Consider the following 18,740-nt stretch of genomic DNA (forward strand, 5'->3'; position numbering starts at 1 on the left):
CGCTCATGACGGGGAGCCCCACTCGGATCGGCCGGTACACGGTGGCATGGGAACTCGGCTCAGGGGGCATGGGCGAGGTCTACCTCGCGTATTCGCCAGGTGGAGATCCGGTCGCGGTGAAGGTGATTCGCAGCGACAAGCTGGACCCGGTGACGCGGGCACGCTTCGAGAAGGAAGCGCTGATCGCTCGCACAGTGATCGGCACCAATCGGGTGGCGCGGTTCCTCGATGCCGACCCTTTCGCGGATCGTCCCTGGCTGGCGATGGAGTACGTGGCCGGCCGGACCCTTCTGGCGTGCGTGGACAGCGACGGCGAGCTGCCCCTGCTGATGGTGGCCAGCCTCGGAGCGCTCCTGGCCGAAGGACTGAGCGCCGTACACGCCGCGGGGCTGGTGCACCGTGATCTGAAGCCGCAGAACATCATCATGGGAACCGAGGGTCCCATGATCATCGACTTCGGGCTTGGGGCGTTCATGGACGCTGCCAAGGAAACGCTGTCGCATAGCGGGATGATCATCGGGACGGTGCGCTGTATGCCGCCGGAACAGGCGAGCGGGCATCCCAAGGTGACACCGGCGGCGGATGTGTACGCGCTGGGCACGGTCCTGCTGTACGCGGCGACCCGGCACTATCCGTACGACGGGCACCAGTGGGAAGCCGTCGCCATGCAGATTGCGAACCCGGAGATCGGCCCGGACCTCAGCGGCGTACCGGAGGGGCTCAAGGCGCTCCTCGCGGCGATGCTCGCTCACACGCCGGAAGGCCGGCCCTCGCTGGCCGCGGTGGCGGATGTCTGCGCGGATCTCATCAGAGTTGCGGGTAAAACGCCGGCCGCTGCACGGCTCGCGCTCATAGACCGTACAACAGCAGCAGGCGGGGAGGTTCCGACAAACGAACCCCTGTCTGCGTCGTTCGAGAAGCTGATCGATGAACAGGCCGCGCTCACGGTGGTCAGCCCGCTCGACGCCCCGACTGTGGCGGAGCCAGAAGTCGACGAGGAACCGGTTCCGGAGCTGCCTACCGCGCCCGTCAGGCCAAAAGATCGCACTTCGCGCGGGCGGCCTGCGGCGTCGCAACGGGTGGCGGGCGAACTGCGAGAGCAGTACGCAGTGGATCCCGCCCTCTGACGACCCAGGGTCGTTAGTGCCGGGTGGGAAACTTGCTGGAACGGGTACGTTCGGTCGGCTGGTCAGCCGTCCGCAGGCCCGGTAGACGTTGAGCGGCCTGCGTGCCGCTGGTAAAGGATCGGAGCGGACGTTGAGCGTCGAGGCGGGAGCCGTGGGCGGCCAGAGCGATGCGGTATGGGATGCCTGGGAGCCCGACGAGCCGTCGCCCGAAGAGCAGGCGCCCGCCACGTCCGGGTACGCGCCCGGGGCACAGGTGGAGATCCGCGACGAACTGTGGCTGGTCCGCAAGTGCACACCCACGCGGAGCGACGGATGGATGGTCGACGTCAGCGGCATCTCCTCGTTCGTCCGTGGGGTCGAGGCCGTCTTCTACGACAAGCTCGATCTCGTAAGCGTGCTCGACCCACGCGAGACCCGACTGGTCGCGGACGACTCCGCGAACCATCGCAGGGCTCGGCTGTTCCTTGAGGCGATCATGAGGAAGACGTTCCTGCCGCAGACCGAGCACGGGCTGGCACTGGCGGACAACTTCCTCATGGACCAGCAGATCCACCAGCTGCGGCCTGCCGAGCTCGCGCTGTCGATGAAGAACCCTCGGCCGCGGATCCTCATCGCGGACGTGGTGGGTCTGGGCAAGACCCTGGAGATCGGGGTACTCCTAGCTGAGCTCATCCGGCGCGGCCGCGGCGAGAAGATCTTGGTGGTAACGCCGCAACATGTGCTGGAGCAGTTCCAGCGGGAGCTGTGGACCCGGTTCGCGATCCCGCTGGTGCGGTTGGACTCGACTGGGATCCAGCGGGTGCAGCAGGACATCCCCGCAGGCCGGAACCCCTTCGCCTATTTCAAGCGGGCCATCATCTCCGTGGACACGCTGAAGAGCGACGTCTACGCCCACCACCTGGAGCACACCGAGTGGGACGCCGTCGTCATCGACGAATCTCACAACCTCGTCAACCAGGGGACAAAGAACAACGCGCTCGCCCGACTGCTGGCGAGGAAGACCGACGCGCTGGTGCTGGCCTCGGCCACGCCACACAACGGCGATGCCTCTTCATTCGCCGAGCTGGTCAAGATGCTGGACGAGGCGGCGATCGCCAACCCGAACCGGTATGAGGTCAAGGACCTAGACCACCTCTACATCCGGCGTACGAAGACCACGGCGGAGGTACGCGAGTCCCTCAAGGGTGCCTGGGCGGACCGGGGGCCGTCCCAGCCGCTGCGAGCGCCGGCCGGTGAGAAGGAGCTCGCCGTCTTCCGCGAGCTGGCTACGCGCTGGATTCCCGGTGACCCCGACCAGCCTTCGGTCAGCCGGCACCAGCTCGTGCCGTACCAGCTGCTGAAGTCGTTTCTGTCCTCGCACCGGGCCCTACGAGAGTCGATCAAGACGCGGATCGCGACGCTGGACAAGCCACCCGTCGAAAAGTCGGCCGACAAAAAGAAGCAGACCCGGCCGGTTGATCCGAAGGTCCGAGAGGCGGAGGTCAAGCGGGAGCGTGCGGCTCTGGTGGAGTTGCAACAGCTGAACGAGCAGATCCAGGATTCCGACTCGGCGAAACTCACCGCGCTCCTGGCTGAGCTGCGCAAGATGGGTGTCGGTCCGGGCTCGGATACCCGCGTTGTGGTGTTCTCCGAGCGCATCCCCACCCTGAAGTGGCTGGCCGAGACCGTACCGGCCGCGCTCGGCTTTGCGAGCGGCACCAGCCCGGATGAGAGCAAGCCGTGGCTGGGCTTCGGCGGCGCAGTTCAGGTCATGCACGGCGAGGCCAGCAGCGACGAGGAGCAGCGGGACATCGTTGAGAAGTTCGGGCTGCGCGACGATCCGGTGCGCGTCCTGTTCACCGGCGACGTTGCCTCCGAGGGCGTCAACCTGCACCAGCAGTGCCACCTGCTCGTGCACTACGACCTGCCGTGGTCCCTGATCCGTATCGAGCAGCGCAATGGCCGTATCGACCGTTACGGCCAGGCGTACCCGCCGCAGTTTCGGGCACTGGTCCTGACCAGCGACATCCCGTGGCGCACGGATGCGGTCAGCGGGCAGGCGCGAACCCTTGACGACCGGCTGGTGGGCGAGAAGCTCCTGGGGCGTGAGGAGGAGGCTCACAAGATCGAGGGCTCGGCCGAGGCCGTCACCGGCCTGTATCGGGCCAAGGAGGAGGAGAACCGCCTCACACAGGACCTGATCGCCGGCCGTACCGTCGAGGAGTCGATCAAACAGTCCCAGCAGGGCGGTGCCGCCTTCCTGGCCGGGTTGCTCGGTCAGGTCGGTGCGGTCCCCGAACACCCCGAAGTGCAGCGTGCGGTGGTACCGACGCTCTTCCGGTCCACCGCCGACTACTTTGACGAGGCGTTGCGGCAGGTCTGTCACCCCAACCCCGAGGACCAGTTGTCCCTGCGGCGCGATGATGACGGCACCATCGCCTTCGAGCCGCCGCGCGACCTGCTCTACCGGCTCAAGGCGCTGCCCAAGTCGTACCTGGACGAGCAGCGGATCATGCCACGTAAGACCGAGCCGGGTCGGCTGCGCATCACGTTCTCCAAGGACCTCGCCGATGCGCGTCTGAAGGCGGCCCGGGAGACCTCCAAGTCACAGTGGCCCAACGTCTCTTACGTCACGGACGTCCACCCGGTGCTGGACTGGCTCACCGACAAGGTTCTCGTCGAGATCGGCCGCCACCAGGCCCCGGTACTCGCCGCCGCCGTGGACAGTCCCACCTTCCTGGTGCAGGGCATCTATTCCAATGGTCAGGGTCGGCCCACCATTGTCGAGTGGATGGCCGTCTCTGGCCTGCCCGGGGAGCCGAACACGGTGGAACTGACCGAAGAGGCGCTGGAGCGCTACGGAGTCGGCCCGAGCATGCCCGGCCGCGCCACTCCCCGCGATCTTCCCGGCCTCACCGCTCTGGTCCCCGACGCGATCGATGAGGCTAAGAGACACCTCGGCACGCTTGAGGAGCACTACCGCCAGCGCATCGAGAAGACCCTTGCCCCCTACCGCAAGCGCGTCACCCACTGGAAACAGGACGCGCTCTCCTTCGGTCCGCGCCCGGACAAGCAGGGGGTCGGCCGAGCCGCGAGTGATCGGATGCGCCTGGTCAAGTCCCTAGAAACGAAGGGCGAGCCGATGCTGCGGCTGCTGGCTGTCCTGGAACCGCACGCCGCCGAAGGGGGCACTGCACGATGAGCACCGACTCCGACTCCTTCGTCAACCGCGGCGAGTACCTGTCCGCGTATTACTTCGCCGAACAACTCAGCGCCGACCTTAAGAAGGGGCTGTTCGCCACCTGGACGCTTCGTGAGGGCGACGAGAATGACGCGCGTAAGACCCCTCGCGAGCAGGTCCGCGCTCTGCGCTCCGCCTACCTTGCTGAAGACATGCGCGCCTACTTCGCCGACGCCGCCCAACGCGATGCCGGTGACGAGGCAGGGCTCCACACGCACAACAACCCTGAGTGGGCCAAGCGACTCGCCGAGTGGCACCAGACCGTCCTGCGCGCCCTCGGATACGACGTCGCCCCCAGCGAGCTCACCGTGCACCGCGCCGGAAGCGAGCACACCATGTCCGTCGCCTACCACGGCCACGGCATCATCGCTCTCGACTGCGGCTGGGCCGCCGACAACGACACCGCTCTGGGTGCCGACGGCTCCGGACGCCTCCTGGCACCGCTACGTGTCAGCGCAAGCGAGAGTTACAAGACCGGCGAGGATCTGGCCTCCTGGCTCTTCGAGAGCGAGCTGGGCGAACCCGGCGGCGCTCATCCCCGCTTCGTGCTGCTCCTCATCGGCGGCGTGATCCTGCTTGCTGACCGTCAGTCTTGGCGCGAGGGCCGCTACCTCGCGGTGAGCCTCGACGCGGCCCTGGAACGCAACGACCGTAGCCAGCAGGGTGAACTCTCCACCATTGCTGCACTGTTCAGCTTGGACATGCTCCGCCCCGGCGACAACGACCAGAACCGGGCGATCGACGGCCTGCTCAAGTCGTCGAGTACCAACGCGGTCGGCGTTTCCAACGAACTGCGCTATGGACTCCAGCGCTCGGTCGAGGTCATCGCCAACGAAGTTCTCAGCCGGATGACCGAGCCGAAGAACCAGGTCACCCCGGCCGACATCGAAAACCCGAAAATCCGCTTCGCCCGGGAACTCACCCGCGAATCCCTGCGCTACCTCTACCGAATCCTCTTCCTGCTGTACGCCGAGGCCCGCCCCGAACTTGGCATCCTCCCTTCCGACGATGGCAGCTACGAGGCCGGCTACTCCATGGCCCGCCTGCGCGAACTCGTCGAGCGCGACGAGGAGCTCGTCGACGAGGAGGCCAAGAACGGCTTCCACCTCTTCCAGTCCCTTGATGTTCTGTTCAACAAGGTCAACTTCGGCCACCGTGCCTACGGCACCGAGCCCTACGACGACCAGCCCGGCGACGACGAAGAAGCCCGCGAGGCTAAGGCCGCCCGCCGCAGCGAAGACCGCGGGCTGCGCTTCGAACCCCTGCGCAGCGAGCTCTTCGAACCCACCGCTATCCGCCTCATTGGCACCCGCGTCCTGGACCCAACCAGCGACGAGGACACCGACCCGCGCTGGCTCGACCTGCGCCTGCGCAACTCCACCCTCCACGAAGTGCTGCGTCTACTGACCATGAAGAAGGGCAAGCGCGGCGAACGCGGCGGCTTCATCTCCTATCGCAACCTCGGCATCAATCAACTCGGCGCCGTCTACGAGGGGTTGATGTCCTACACCGGCATCATCGCCGAGGAAGAGCTGTGCGAGGTCGCCAAGGGCGGTGACCCGGAGAAGGGCTCCTGGCTCATCCCCTCTCACAAGCAGGACCAGTACCCCGACACAACCCTCATCCATTACAGCGAGGACGATGCCCGAAAGGGGCTGCGCGGGGTCAAGAAGTACGAGAAGGGCTCCTTCGTCTACCGGCTCGCCGGCCGTGACCGTGAAACCTCCGCCTCTTACTACACCCCCGAGTCGCTCACGCAGGTCACCGTCGAACTCGCCCTGAAGAACCGCCTTGACCAGGAACGTGACTCCAACGGCAACGTCATCAAAACCCGCGCCTCTGCACTCCTCAAGTACAAGATCTGCGAGCCGGCCCTCGGCTCCGGCGCCTTCCTCAACGAGGCCATCAACCAGGTCGCCAACGAATATCTGCGCCGGCGCCAGGACGAACTCGGCACCACAATCCCCACCGCCGACGCACTCATTGAGAAGCAGAGGGCCAAGGCATACATCGCCCTACACAACGCCTACGGAGTCGACCTCAACTCCACCGGAGTCGAACTCGCTGAAGTGTCGCTGTGGTTGAACACCATGCACCCAGGCATGCGGGCCCCCTGGTTCGGCCTCCACCTGCGCCGCGGCAACTCCCTTATCGGCGCACGCCGCGCGGTCTACTCGGGCGAGGACATCACCTCACCAGCCAAAACATGGCTGAAGAACAAGGGTGCCCTGGCCCCGACCCCACTGCCCTTCCTCAAAGGCGGCCAGACCCAACCACTGCCTCAGGATGCGGTACACCAGTTCCTGCTGCCGAGCCCGGGATGGGCCGCGATCGCGGGATCGAAGGAGGCCAAGGAACTGGCCGAAGATCAGGCCAAGCAGTTGGTCGAGTGGAAGAAGGGCATCCTCCAACGCCCCAGGCGCAGCACTGCTCACCTCAACAAGGACGGCAGCCCCAAACTCCACCCCAAGTCCAAGCAACCGAGGGCCGAACCCCCGTCACAGTTCACACGACTGCGGGACGCAACTCGACGGACCGAGTTCCTGTGGTCCGTCGTCATCAAGCGCATGGAACTTTCCGAGCAGGAGATCGCCCGCCGGATCAATGTCTGGCAGGCTGACCCGACGGATCCCGAGTACGCCTTCCTCCAACACCCCGACCAAGCCGTGTCCAAAGAGAAGGTCCTGCAAGACCTCTTTAGTGCCGCCGACACCCCTTACTGGCGGCTAAAGAAGGTCATGGACGCTTGGTGCGCCCTGTGGTTCTGGCCCCCTGACAAAGCAGGGCTGCTGGACGGCTCCGACGGTGACTACGAGGCAAGGATGGTAGTCAGCGGAGCGGACAGCCTCAGCAAACTGCTCAGCGGTGTGCCAATGGCCGGAGAACGGCCTCAAGTTCAGGTTGCCCCCAAGCCGTCGGCGACTCCGACGCCCAAGGCAGAGCCGCGCTTTGTCGAAGCAACTGCCCTTTTCCCTCTAAGGTCCGAGCAGACCTCTTTCGAGGACCTAGAACTGACCGTTGACGATGAAGTGGTCGTCGAGACAAAGAGGGTCGGTGTGGCGCCGGGTAAGAATTCGGCGCCGAGGCCGAAGACGGCTTCACGCCGCCCAATCATTCCTCTCAAGGAACTGGACGATTGGCTGGACTTCCTGGAAGCCATGCTCGGAACGGCCGACGTTCCCGAAGGCACCCTAATCGACAGCTTCAAGAGTCTGGACGCTCTCAAGGACTTCGAAGAGACACTCCCTGGCTTCATGGGCATGGACACCAGTAACCCGGAGGATCGATTCCCATGGGTGCGCGCAGTACGAGATATCGCGGAGGAACAGGGCTTCCTGCACTGGGAGTTGGAGTTCGCTCTCGTCTTCGCGAGAGATGGCGGATTTGACCTTCAGGTGGGTAATCCGCCGTGGGTTCGCCCAGTATGGAAGGAGAACTCGGTTCTTGCGGAGCACGAACCCTGGTTCATGCTGGCGGAGAAGCCGCCAACTACCGAGAGAGATACTCGTCGGGCCTTCGAATATACCAAAGAGGAAGTACGAGATTATATTCTCGGCGAGCTGACGAAAACCGTCACTACGGCCGACTATTTGACCGCCCCGCAGGTCTACCCGCTGCTGGCCGGCACTCAAGCCAATCTATACCGAGCCTTCATGTGCCGAGTGTGGCAACACCTGGGCAGTAACGGAGTGGCCGGACTGCTCCATCCGGACACGCACCTGGAGGGGGTAAAAGAAGGCAAGCTGCGTGCCACCTCCTATCGCCACCTGCGATTGCATGCCAGCTTTGTAAACTCGGCGAACTGGGCCTTTGATGATGTCGATCGGACTGTCTCCTTCGGAATGCACATCTACGGAAAGGAGCGGAAACGCGTCGATTTTCTCAATCTAAGCCAGCTGCGGGCTGCTCGCGTGCTCCCTGATTCCCTCGCCCACGACGGAGAGGGAGACGTCCCGGTTCAAAAATATGCTGGCGCATGGGACGTGCGACCCCACCGCGCACGCATCATTCACGTCACGGATGAACTCCTCTCCGAATGGCGCAAGCTGGGCGGAGACACGGATAGCGCGACGGACGAGACGCAACTGCTTTATCCTGTCACTACAATCGAGCAGGAGGCAATCTCAACTCTGGGCAACCTCAAGCGACGAATCGGGCATCACAATCCACTAATCAGCTCCGGTTATCACGAGGCGACCGGAAAGACCGACGGAACCATCCGCTACGAAGTACATGCCCCCGACAGTTGGGGCGAGGTAGTCATCCAGGGGCCACATCTCGGCGTTGGTTCACTCTTCGGAAAGCAACCAAACCTTCCCATGCGAAATGTTAAGGATTGGTCTCCGTGGGACATCCCTTCTCTGCCCGATGATTCCATCCCGCGCACCACCTACGCGCGGGCCTGCAGTAAGCAGCAGTACTTGGAACGCCAGGACCAGTGGCTGGGGAGGCCATACTCTGCCTATTTCCGTCTGGCGTGGCGAGCTATGATCGATTCCAAGAATACCGAGCGCAGTCTGTTCTCTGCCATCATCCCACCAGGCCCAACTCACGTTCACGCCGTGCACTCACTCGCCCTGGAAGATAACCTCACAACGACACTGAACGCGGGATTCTGGTCGTCGCTGCCCCTAGATTACTTTCTCCGCATCACGGGCCGGTCCCATCTACAGTTTGCCGAGGTGCAGAAGATGCCTGCGGCATTCGCTTCACACCCTCTGGCCGAGCCCCTGCTGCTCCGAACTCTCCGCCTAGCTTGCATCACGGGCGAATTTGCTCCTCTATGGAGCGAACTATTCCGGAGGGAATGGGCTGACCGGGAGAAGTGGGCTGCCATTTGGCCATTGCTCGAAGGGACACTGAGTGCCGGAATCTCTGGAGAGTGGACGCAGCGGACACCTTTGCGTACCGAATATGAGCGACGAGCCGCCCTCGTTGAGTTGGATGCACTCGTCGCCGCTTGGCTAGGGATCACCGCGGACCAGCTAACGGCTATCTACCGATCCCGCTACTCAATTCTTGCCGACCGAGAGGCGGAAATGTGGTTCGACGCAAAAGGTCGGCGCCTTGCACAGGATCCGTATGCATTCGGATATGGTCAGGCGAAGGAGGATTACGCCCATATCCAGTCACATCTCGCCAATCCACACAGGGCGCCAATTCCCGAGGGATACACAGCGCCCTTCTACAAGGCGGATCGTGAGAAAGAGATGCGGGCCGCGCACGCCGTCTTCGTGAAGCAACTCAACGACGCGGTCGCGCGTGGCGAATGGGACCCGGTCAAGCAGGAGGTGCCGAAGCCGTGAGGCCGACGCTGGAGGCGCGGGGGCTCAAGGAGAGCCTGCTGCAGTATCTGTCGACTACGTACGCGCTCACGGATGAGGGTGCTCGTGAGGCGCTGCACCGGTTCCTGGGTGATGAGACGTCGGGGATGTTCCGGGGACCGTACTTGCGGATCCGGACGCCGTTTACGGTGGCCGGCGAGGAGTGGCGGCAGCATTTGGATTGGGAGCGCGAGGGGTTCACCCCATACGCGCACCAGGCCGTGGCCTTCGGGCGGCTGACGTCGGCGAACGGGCATGTGCCGCAGCCGACGCTGGTAACGACGGGGACGGGCTCGGGTAAGACGGAGGCGTTCCTGTATCCGGTGCTGGATCACTGTCTCCGCGAGCGGGAGGCGGGAAAGACCGGTATCAAGGCGGTGCTCCTGTACCCGATGAACGCCCTCGCTACCGACCAAGCGCAGCGCATCAACGAGCTGATCACGGAGAACGATGCGCTGAACAAGCTTTCCGCCGGGCTGTACATCGGTGACAAGGCGGCCATGAAGTACGACAACGTTCGTACGCGCCGCTCAGACATGCAGCTCTCGCCGCCGGACATCTTGATCACAAACTACAAAATGATGGATCTGTTGCTGCAGCGTGCGGATGATGCTCCGCTGTGGCGTGGGTCGGACATCCGGTATGTGGTGGTGGATGAGTTCCACACCTATGACGGTGCACAGGGCACGGACGTGGCGATGCTGCTGCGGCGGCTCGCGGCCGCGGTGGGTGCGTCCGAGGAGGGGCGTCCGCTGGGTTCGATCTGTCCAGTGGCGACATCGGCGACGCTCGCGTCTGGGACTGATGCCGACGGAGTGGCCCAGCTGCTCGAGGTTGCGACGCAGGTCTTCGGTACGGAATTCACGGCGGAGTCTATCGTCGGGGAGAACCGGCTGTCGGTGGAGGAGTTCATCCCGCTGGCGGACGTGCGGATGCAGGGGCTGCCGACGCCGGACGAGCTGCTAGCGCTGCCCGATCCCGCGACGAGCGATGAGGCGATGCTGGACCTCATCGAGTCGGTTACCGGGGTCCGCAACGACGACCCCCTCGTATTGGGCGAGAACCTGAAGCGGCACCTGTTCACCCGTGCGGTGATGCAGGCACTGGACGGTGAGGTGAAGACCGGCGCCGAGGTGCTGGACGTCATGTGGCGTGCAGGTGCGGCCGGTTGGGCGGAGGCGGTGGCCCGGCAGCCAGAGAAGGCCGCTGAGGCGCTCGCCCGGTTCGTGGCGCTGTTGTCGTACGCGCGTGACCCGAAGTCGCCGGTGGGAGAGCCGCCGCGGCCGTTCGTGCATGTCGAGGTGCACCAGTGGGCCCGGTCGGTCTCGCGGCTGCTGCGCGGCGTACTGCCGTGGCCCAAGGCGGAGTTCCGCTGGGATGTGGCCGGTGCGGCCGATGCCAGTGCGGGAAGTGGGAACCGTTCGGCGCCGGTGACGACAGCCACGTCGGGGCAGAGCGCGAATCTGTTTCTGCCGGCGGTCTACTGCCGGGATTGCGGGCGGTCGGGCTGGGCGGTGTTCTCGCCGGAGAGCGACGACCACGAGGTCCAATTCGACACATACAAGATCCGTCGTGCCTCGTTGGGTCAGGACAAGGCCCGGGTGCGGAACCTGGTCTCGGCGACCGAGCGGGAGGCGCGCGAGGGTTCCGGGGCCGCGGTACTGCCGGCCAGCGGCCGGGGCGGTAAGGGGGCCGCAGCAGCGCTGCAGAGTGCGGGCGGTCTGCTGATGGTGCTGGACGGTGCCCGCAAGCGGTTGCGGCTGCCCGATCCGCTCAACGACTACGACAAGGAGTCCAAGGAGCCCCGGCTGACGGCCCGCGATTCGGCGTTCGTCCTGGTCAATTTCGGGGATACGGCGAATACGGCGGCGAAAGAGGACTGGTGCCCGGCGTGCGGGGAGCGCAACGCGGTCCGCTATCTGGGCACTGGAGCCGCTGCGATGACGGCGGCATCGATCACCCAGTTGTTCACGGGCGGGGAGCTCGACAAAGAGCGGCACGAAGACAAGACGCTGATGTTCAACGACTCGGTGCAGGATGCCGCGCACCGGGCCGGGTTCGTCGCGAACCGTTCGTACACTTTCTCGTTGCGCGCCCTGCTGGCGAAGCACCTGCGCAGCGACGTGCCCACAGCTCTGAACGACTTGATCGCCAACGTGGTCGAAGCCACGACCGACAAGGACACACTGGCCGCGGTGGTGCCGCCGGATCTGCACGGCTTCAAGGGCGTGGACCGGCTGCTGTCCGGGCAGGGGCGCGGCGGGGATCTGCCGACATGGCGACTGATCGGTCAGCGCCTGGCGTTCGAAGCGCTGATGGAGTTCGGGTTCCGCTCCCGCAACGGGCGCACCCTGGAACTGACCCGGACCGCAGCCGCGCAGGTACGCATCGCGGATCCGGAGGCCGTGGTGGCTCTGGTCAAGTGGATTCACGAGGAGTTCGAGCGCGCTGATCTGCCCCTTCAGCCGCAGGACGACGCACGTTATCTGGCGTTCTTGCGGGTGTTCTTGGAGCGCCTGCGTACACGGGGCGCGATCGCACACCAGTGGTTGGACAAGTACGTCGATGAGGCGGGCACCAGCCGGTACTTCATCTGGGGCAAGCGCGCGCCCGGCATGCGTGCATTCCCCAAGCGGGTCGCGGCGCCGGTGTTCCTGCTCAGCTCGCCCAAGAACGGCAGCGAGTTCGACTTCGCGACGGGCCGGCTATCCTGGTATGAGCGGTGGGCCGGGCGCTGCCTGGGGCTGTCGCGCGAGGTGTCACCGGAGTTCTGGAGCCGCCTCCTGCCGGAACTGGCCGCCATCGGGCTGCTGTCGTCTCGAACGCCGAACGACACCTCAGTACGGGTCTACGGGCTCAAGCCGGGCAACATCGAAGCGCTGCTCCTGGACGACGAACAGGTCCGGCACGCGTATGTGCGCTGCCCGGTGTGCTTCTGGGAACAGACGGTCCACCCCTCCCTTCTCGATCAGTGGCACGATCAGCCCTGCCCCTCATACCGCTGCCGCAGAGGCCGTCTGGTGGCCGGGGACCGGCCCGAGCGGCTGGGAGTGCACCACCGCGACCGTGACTACACCCTCGACTACTACCGACACCTGTACCGGAAGGCCGGGACGTACCAGGTGGTGACCGCCGAGCACACCGGCATGCTCACGCGCGCGCAGCGCGAGAAGGTGGAGGAGGCGTTCAAGCGGCGTACGGGCTTCAAGGACCCCAATGTCCTCTCCTGCACGCCGACGCTGGAGATGGGCATCGACATCGGTGACCTGTCCGCGGTGGTGCTGGCCGCGCTGCCGCGCCGGCCGGCCAGTTACGCCCAGCAGGTCGGGCGGGCCGGACGCCGGACCGGCAATGCGTTCTTGCTGACGATTCCCGATCGTCGACGGCGTGACCTGTATTTCCTGGAGCGCCCCAAGGATCTGATCGCTGGCACGATCGTGCCCCCGGGATGCCATCTTTCAGCGGTGGAGATCCTGCGCCGCCAGTACCTGGCGCACCTGCTGGACCTCGCAGCTGCCAGCCGGCTGATCCGCGGTGACGGCATCGTGCTGCGCGCCCTGCCGACCAAGGCACCCGCTCTGTTCGGTCCGTCCGGCTACCTGATCGATTTGGTGGAAGTAGCCATCGCCCACGGGGAAGAGCTCGCCAAGGGCTTCCTGGAGATGTTCCCCACCGGCGTCAACGACCGGGCCAAGGAAGACCTGCGCAAGTACGCGATGCACGAGCTGCGCGGCACGGTGGAAGAGGCCGAGCGGGAGTGGCGCCGCCGAGACCAGGCGCTGCGCGCCCGGCTGGCTCAGATCGACGAGGCCCACGACGAGCTGCACGATTCCGACCCCGACCAGGCGCGGCAGAAGGACGAACTGGATGCCGAGCGGCGTGGCGTAGGCCGGCGCCTGCTCAATCTGGGTGATACGGCCGCCCAGAGCGCTCTGTGTGACTTGGGGCTGCTACCGAACTACGCGCTGATCGACTCGGTCACCACGCTGTCGGCGACGCTGTACGGCGAGGATGGGATCGACGCGAAGACGGGGAGGGCGAAGTTCACCTCCACCACCGACTCCTACGACCGCCCGCGCCGTTACGCACTTTCGGAGCTGGCCCCGGGCAACTCCTTCTATGTCAACGGCTACCGGCACGAGATCACCGGCCTAGAGATCGCCACCGGCGGCCGGCAGGAATGGCGCACCTGGCGTGTGTGCCCGGGCTGTGGTTTTGTGCGGACCGAGAACGCGGCGGAGGACCGGTCGTCGTGCCCGCGCTGCAAGAGCGCCCACATCGCCGACGACGGTTCCTGCCTGTTCCAGATCGTGGAGCCAGCCACCGTGACCTCACGTGACAAGCGCGAGGACGCCCGGATCCGCGACGACAAGGACGACCGCGATCGCCGCCACTACACCGTCGTGGACGCGGTCGACATCCCTGTGGGCGAGATCGAGCCCGGCTCGTGGCGGCACACGAAGCAGACATTCGGCGTCGACTACTGCCGCAGCGCCATGATCCGCCGAATCAATGTGGGGCCGGTCCGCTACGACGCCCCGGCACGCGACGACTTCGCCGGACACCTGGTGCGGCTCAACCCGTTCCATGTGTGCACCGCCTGCGGAGCAGCCAGCGCGGACGGCAAACCGGTCTTCGACCACGACACCGACGCGCTCGACTCCGCAGCCGCCCGCAGCCCACAGCTCAAACACCACCGCCCCTGGTGCCCGCTACGACGCGGCAAGCGGGAGGACGCCACCCAGGAGCCCGTGCTGCTGGCCCACACGTTGAAGACCGAGGCTCTGCGAGTGCTGATCCCGGCCGCCACCGCGGACGTGGACGCCAAGGTGCACTCCTTCCGTGCCGCACTTCGGCTCGGTGTGGACCTGCACTTCGGCGGCGACCCGCAGCACCTGGACACCACTGTGGCCTCCATGCCGGATGCCGAGAGCGGAGAGCGCCGCTGGTTCCTGGTGCTCTTCGACTCCCTGCCCGGCGGCACCGGCTATCTGGACCGGCTGACCGATCCCATCGCCTTCCGCGACACCCTCGCAGCCGCGTACGAGATGCTCAAACAGTGCCCATGCGCCGAGGAACAACGCCGGGCCTGCCACCGGTGTCTGCACCGCTACACCCCCGAGCGCTTCCAGGACATCGTCTCGCGCCAGTCAGCCCTGACCATGCTGGAGTCCCTGCTGTTCACGGCAGACGGTGCGGATGGCTGGGATACCGATGAGGTCGAGCACACCGGGCTGGTCGGTCTGGATGCCCAGGTCGAATCCGACCTGGAGGCACGCTTCCTGGCTGCCCTGCGCGACTGGGTGAAGGTCACCGACGACGCCGCCCTGGACGAGGACGGCCACGCCAGCGGACATCTTCGCTTCACCGCCGGTTCCGACGTCACGCACTGGAGGCTCACAGCCCAGCAGCAACTCCAGGGCACCCGGACAGACTTCACCTTCACCCGGGTCGACGGCCCGGCCCAGAGCGTCAAGGTCTACCTCGAAGGATTCCGCTTCCACGCCAGCCGCGAACACAACCGCATCGCCGACGACGCGGCTCAGCGCACCAAGCTGCGGGCCGAAGGGGAGATCGTCTTCCAGGTCACCTGGGCGGACATCGACCTGTTCGAGAAGCGCCCCACCCGGACCAAGCCCGTCTGGCCGCCCTACCGCGGGACGGCACAAGAACAGGCCAAGGCCGCCTACGAGCAATACGGCGGGCAGCGCGCCCACTTCGCGAACGCGGTCTTCGCCAACCCCATCGACACGCTCATCGCCTACCTACGCGATCCCGATGCCGACCGCTGGGCCCGCCGCTCCCGCGCCCTGGTCACCGGCCTGCTCAGCACCGCCGGGACCACGCCCCTCGCCGCTACCGGGCGCCGCAGCGAACTGGTCGCGGCGCTCCGCAGCCAGCTAGCCACCTTCAACAGCAATACACGTCAGGATAAGCCGGTCGTACCCGATGCCACCGGCATCGGGCCCGTCCACGTCTTCCGGGCCCAGGACGAGAACGGACTGCCGATCCTCGTCACCCTGGATGCCGCCGACCCCGAAAACCCGCGGTGGAGCGCACTCACCGTCCTCGACGACAGCGATGCCGTCCTGGAGAGCGACGAGCACAAGCTGCGCTGGCGGTCCTGGCTGTACTGGAGCAACCTCACCCAGTTCCTGTCCCTGGCCGGCGGCGACGGCGTCCAGCTCGCCGCCAGCCGCGCCGCCGACTTCGAAGTCGAAGTCCTCGCCGTTTGCGGCGGCCTCGGCGAACTCGACTCCCTAATCGGTGCCCCCGTACCGGTGACCGACGTAGCCGAGTCCGCCGCGCCTGCAGGAGCGATCCATCCGGTCGACCCGAATCCGGACCATGACTCGACCGCCGAGGCCGCCGTCATCCAAATGCTCCGAGACGCCGCCTGGGACGAGGACATCCTGGAAATACTGCGAGAGGAGCCCGACGAGGCCCCAGACCTCCTGCGCCTCGCCGAAAACCTCGCCGACCGAGGCAAGCAGGCACCGGTCTTCGGATTCGAACTCGGCACAAGCCGCTGGCAGGCCGAATTCGCCTGGCAATCCCCCGGACTCAAGATCGCTGTCGTGACCGCCCACCAGGACCAGGACGACCCCGAGGCTCAGCGACGCGACACCGCCTACGCCGACGACGGCTGGCAGGTCCGCACAGCCGGCGAATGGCTCACTCGCCTCGACGAACTGCTTGATCAGCTCCCCGACACGGAAGGCACCCCCCGATGACCGCCCGGCTCAGCCTGTACCGCAAGGCCGAACAGGAGCTGTACAAGCTCGACCGCTCGGTCAAAGCCCAGTTCTACGACTTCTGCCACATCTTCCGGACCAACCCCGACCAGCCGGGCCTGAAGAAGCGGAAACTCAAGGGCGACTCCCGTATCTGGTCCGCCCGGGTCAACCAGTCGTACCGTGCCCTGCTCACCCCTACTGGGGTCGACGCGGACGGCACGGAGAACTGGCTGGTCATCGCCGTCCGCCACCGTCGCGATGTCTACGAAGAGCTCCAGGTCGCCGTCAACCGTGTCACCGGCGAGATCGAGTTCGTCGACCTCGCCGTTGTCGGCGACAGTGCCCTGCGCCGTGCCGGCATCACCCTCACCCCTGCAGAACCCGAAGAGACCGCGCCGGCTGCCGTACCCGAGCCTGCCCCGGTCCAGTACGAAGCCGAACCCAAGGCGGCACCCGCCCTGCTCGCCGCCTACGATGCGGGTCAGCTGCGCGACCTCGGTGTCGCCGACCAACTCGTCGACCTCGCTCTCACCGTCACCGAGAGCTCTGAACTCGACCAGCTCCTCGAGGGCGCCCCTCTGCTGTCCAAGGACGTCCTGTACGGCCTCGCCGCCGGCATGGACATCGATGAGGTCCGCCAGGAGATCACCAAGCCGGTCGAACTCGGGCAGCAGCCCGACCTCGACGACTTCGCCGCCGCCGCGACCCGCACCAAGGTCACCGCGGTTGACGACGACGTCCAGGCGGCGATCGACGAAGGCGACTTCCGCGCTTGGAAGGTCTTCCTGCATCGCACCCAGGAACGCATCGTGCAGCGCCACTACAACGGTCCCGCCCGCGTCTCCGGCGGCCCCGGCACTGGCAAGACCATCGTCGCTCTCCACCGGGTCAAGCACCTCGCCCAGCAGCTGCCCCCTGGGCACAACAAGCCAATTCTGCTGACGACCTTCACCAAGAACCTCACCACCGACCTCCGCCTGCGCCTGGCCTCGCTCATCGAGCCCGAACTCCTCGCTCGGGTCGAAATCGCCCACATCGACCAGCTCGCCGCCCGCGTCCTGGGCGAGAACACCGCCCCCGGACGCGGCAAGCAACGCGTCTACGATCATGTGGCCGTGAACGAGATGCGACAGCTCCTGGCCGAACTCGACGACCGCCGCTGGGAGCCGGAGTTCCTCATCGAGGAATGGGAACAGGTCGTCCTCGGCCAGTCCGTCCCCACCCGCTCCGCCTACTTCCAAGCCCGCCGTGCCGGCCGGGGACGGGCACTGACCCGCCCCGAGCGCAACCACATCTGGAAACTCCTCGAGCAGTTCACCGCCCGTCTCGACAAGCTTGGCGTCGAAACCTGGGGCCAAGCCTCCGAGCGCGCCGCCCGCTTCGAGATCGAACGCGCCGCGAAGATCAAGGCCCGCCGGGAGTACAAGGCCGAGATCGGCGGCAAGGACCTGATCCATCGCGATAACAGCTCCGGTATGCGCTACCTGGGCTACCGGTACCAGCACATCGTGGTCGACGAGGGCCAGGATCTCCGTCCCGCCCACTGGAAGATGCTGCGTGCCATGGCCGACCCCGACCTCGCCAACGACATGTTCATCGCAGGCGACACCCATCAGCGCATCTACGACCACCAGGTCAGCCTCGGCGCCCTCGGCATCAACATCCGCGGCCGCTCCTCCCGCCTGACCTTGAGCTACCGCACAACCAAGGAAATCCTCGTCCAAGCAATGCGCGTCGTCGACGATAGGAAGGCCACCTACGACGACCTCGACGACGGTACCGACAATCTCGCCGGCTACCGCTCCGTCCTCCATGGCCCCGATCCCACCTTCGTCCCGTACCGCACCTGGGACGACGAACTCGCTGGCCTCGCTGCCACCCTGGCCATCTGGCGCGACGACTTGTCCACGAACGAGAACGGTGCTCCCAGCGACCCCGGCGGCCGCATCGCCGTCTGTGTCGCCGACCGCGACATGGTCAGTCAGGCCATGTACTACCTGGTCACCAAGGCCGGCATCACCTGCGCCGAGCTCACCAAGGACGGCCCCAAAGGTGACGGCGAAGTCCACGTCGGGACCATGCACCGCTTCAAGGGACTCGAGTACCAGCGCCTCGCCATCGTCGGTGCCAGCGACGGCATCATCCCGCAGACAAGCCGAATCGAGCGCTACCGCACCGACGACCCGCCACGCTATGAGCGCGAGCAGCGCAAGGCCCGGTCCCTGCTGTTCGTCGCCACGACCCGAGCCCGCGACGCCCTGAACATCAGCTGGCACGACAAGCCCAGCCCGTACCTGCCGATCTGATGCCGCTACCGGCCCCGCTGCCGTAC

At 65.9% G+C, this 18,740-nt stretch carries 5 protein-coding genes; all 5 read left to right on the forward strand.

Features of this window, described 5'->3' with window-relative positions:
* Positions 1-5 precede the first annotated feature (5 nt).
* The gene (locus C8250_RS09005) at positions 6-1,127 is read left to right on the forward strand and encodes a serine/threonine-protein kinase (protein WP_138357980.1); all 1,122 of its coding nucleotides are present in this window, start codon (positions 6-8) and stop codon (positions 1,125-1,127) included.
* 130 nt (positions 1,128-1,257) lie between these two features.
* On the forward strand, positions 1,258-4,308 hold the full coding sequence (locus tag C8250_RS09010; RefSeq protein ID WP_244809048.1) for a DEAD/DEAH box helicase: 3,051 nt from the start codon (positions 1,258-1,260) through the stop codon (positions 4,306-4,308).
* Positions 4,305-9,653: a hypothetical protein gene (locus C8250_RS09015; RefSeq protein ID WP_138357959.1), complete on the forward strand. Its 5,349-nt coding sequence runs from the start codon at positions 4,305-4,307 to the stop codon at positions 9,651-9,653. Before C8250_RS09010 ends, C8250_RS09015 begins: the two co-directional genes overlap by 4 nt.
* The gene (locus C8250_RS09020; protein WP_138357957.1) at positions 9,650-16,405 is read left to right on the forward strand and encodes a DEAD/DEAH box helicase; all 6,756 of its coding nucleotides are present in this window, start codon (positions 9,650-9,652) and stop codon (positions 16,403-16,405) included. The genes C8250_RS09015 and C8250_RS09020 overlap by 4 nt, the downstream gene beginning before the upstream one ends.
* Positions 16,402-18,714: a UvrD-helicase domain-containing protein gene (locus C8250_RS09025; protein WP_138357956.1), complete on the forward strand. Its 2,313-nt coding sequence runs from the start codon at positions 16,402-16,404 to the stop codon at positions 18,712-18,714. The genes C8250_RS09020 and C8250_RS09025 overlap by 4 nt, the downstream gene beginning before the upstream one ends.
* Positions 18,715-18,740 lie beyond the last annotated feature (26 nt).

The sequence above is a fragment of the Streptomyces sp. So13.3 genome, from assembly GCF_005860785.2.
GTDB classification, from domain to species: Bacteria; Actinomycetota; Actinomycetes; order Streptomycetales; family Streptomycetaceae; genus Actinacidiphila; species Actinacidiphila fildesensis.

Bases quoted from the DNA above. Each gene is read 5' to 3' on its own strand.
- C8250_RS09015 (WP_138357959.1), top strand. From the start codon at position 4,305: ATGAGCACCGACTCCGACTCCTTCGTCAACCGCGGCGAGTACCTGTCC.
- C8250_RS09005 (WP_138357980.1), top strand. From the start codon at position 6: ATGACGGGGAGCCCCACTCGGATCGGCCGGTACACGGTGGCATGGGAA.
- C8250_RS09025 (WP_138357956.1), top strand. From the start codon at position 16,402: ATGACCGCCCGGCTCAGCCTGTACCGCAAGGCCGAACAGGAGCTGTAC.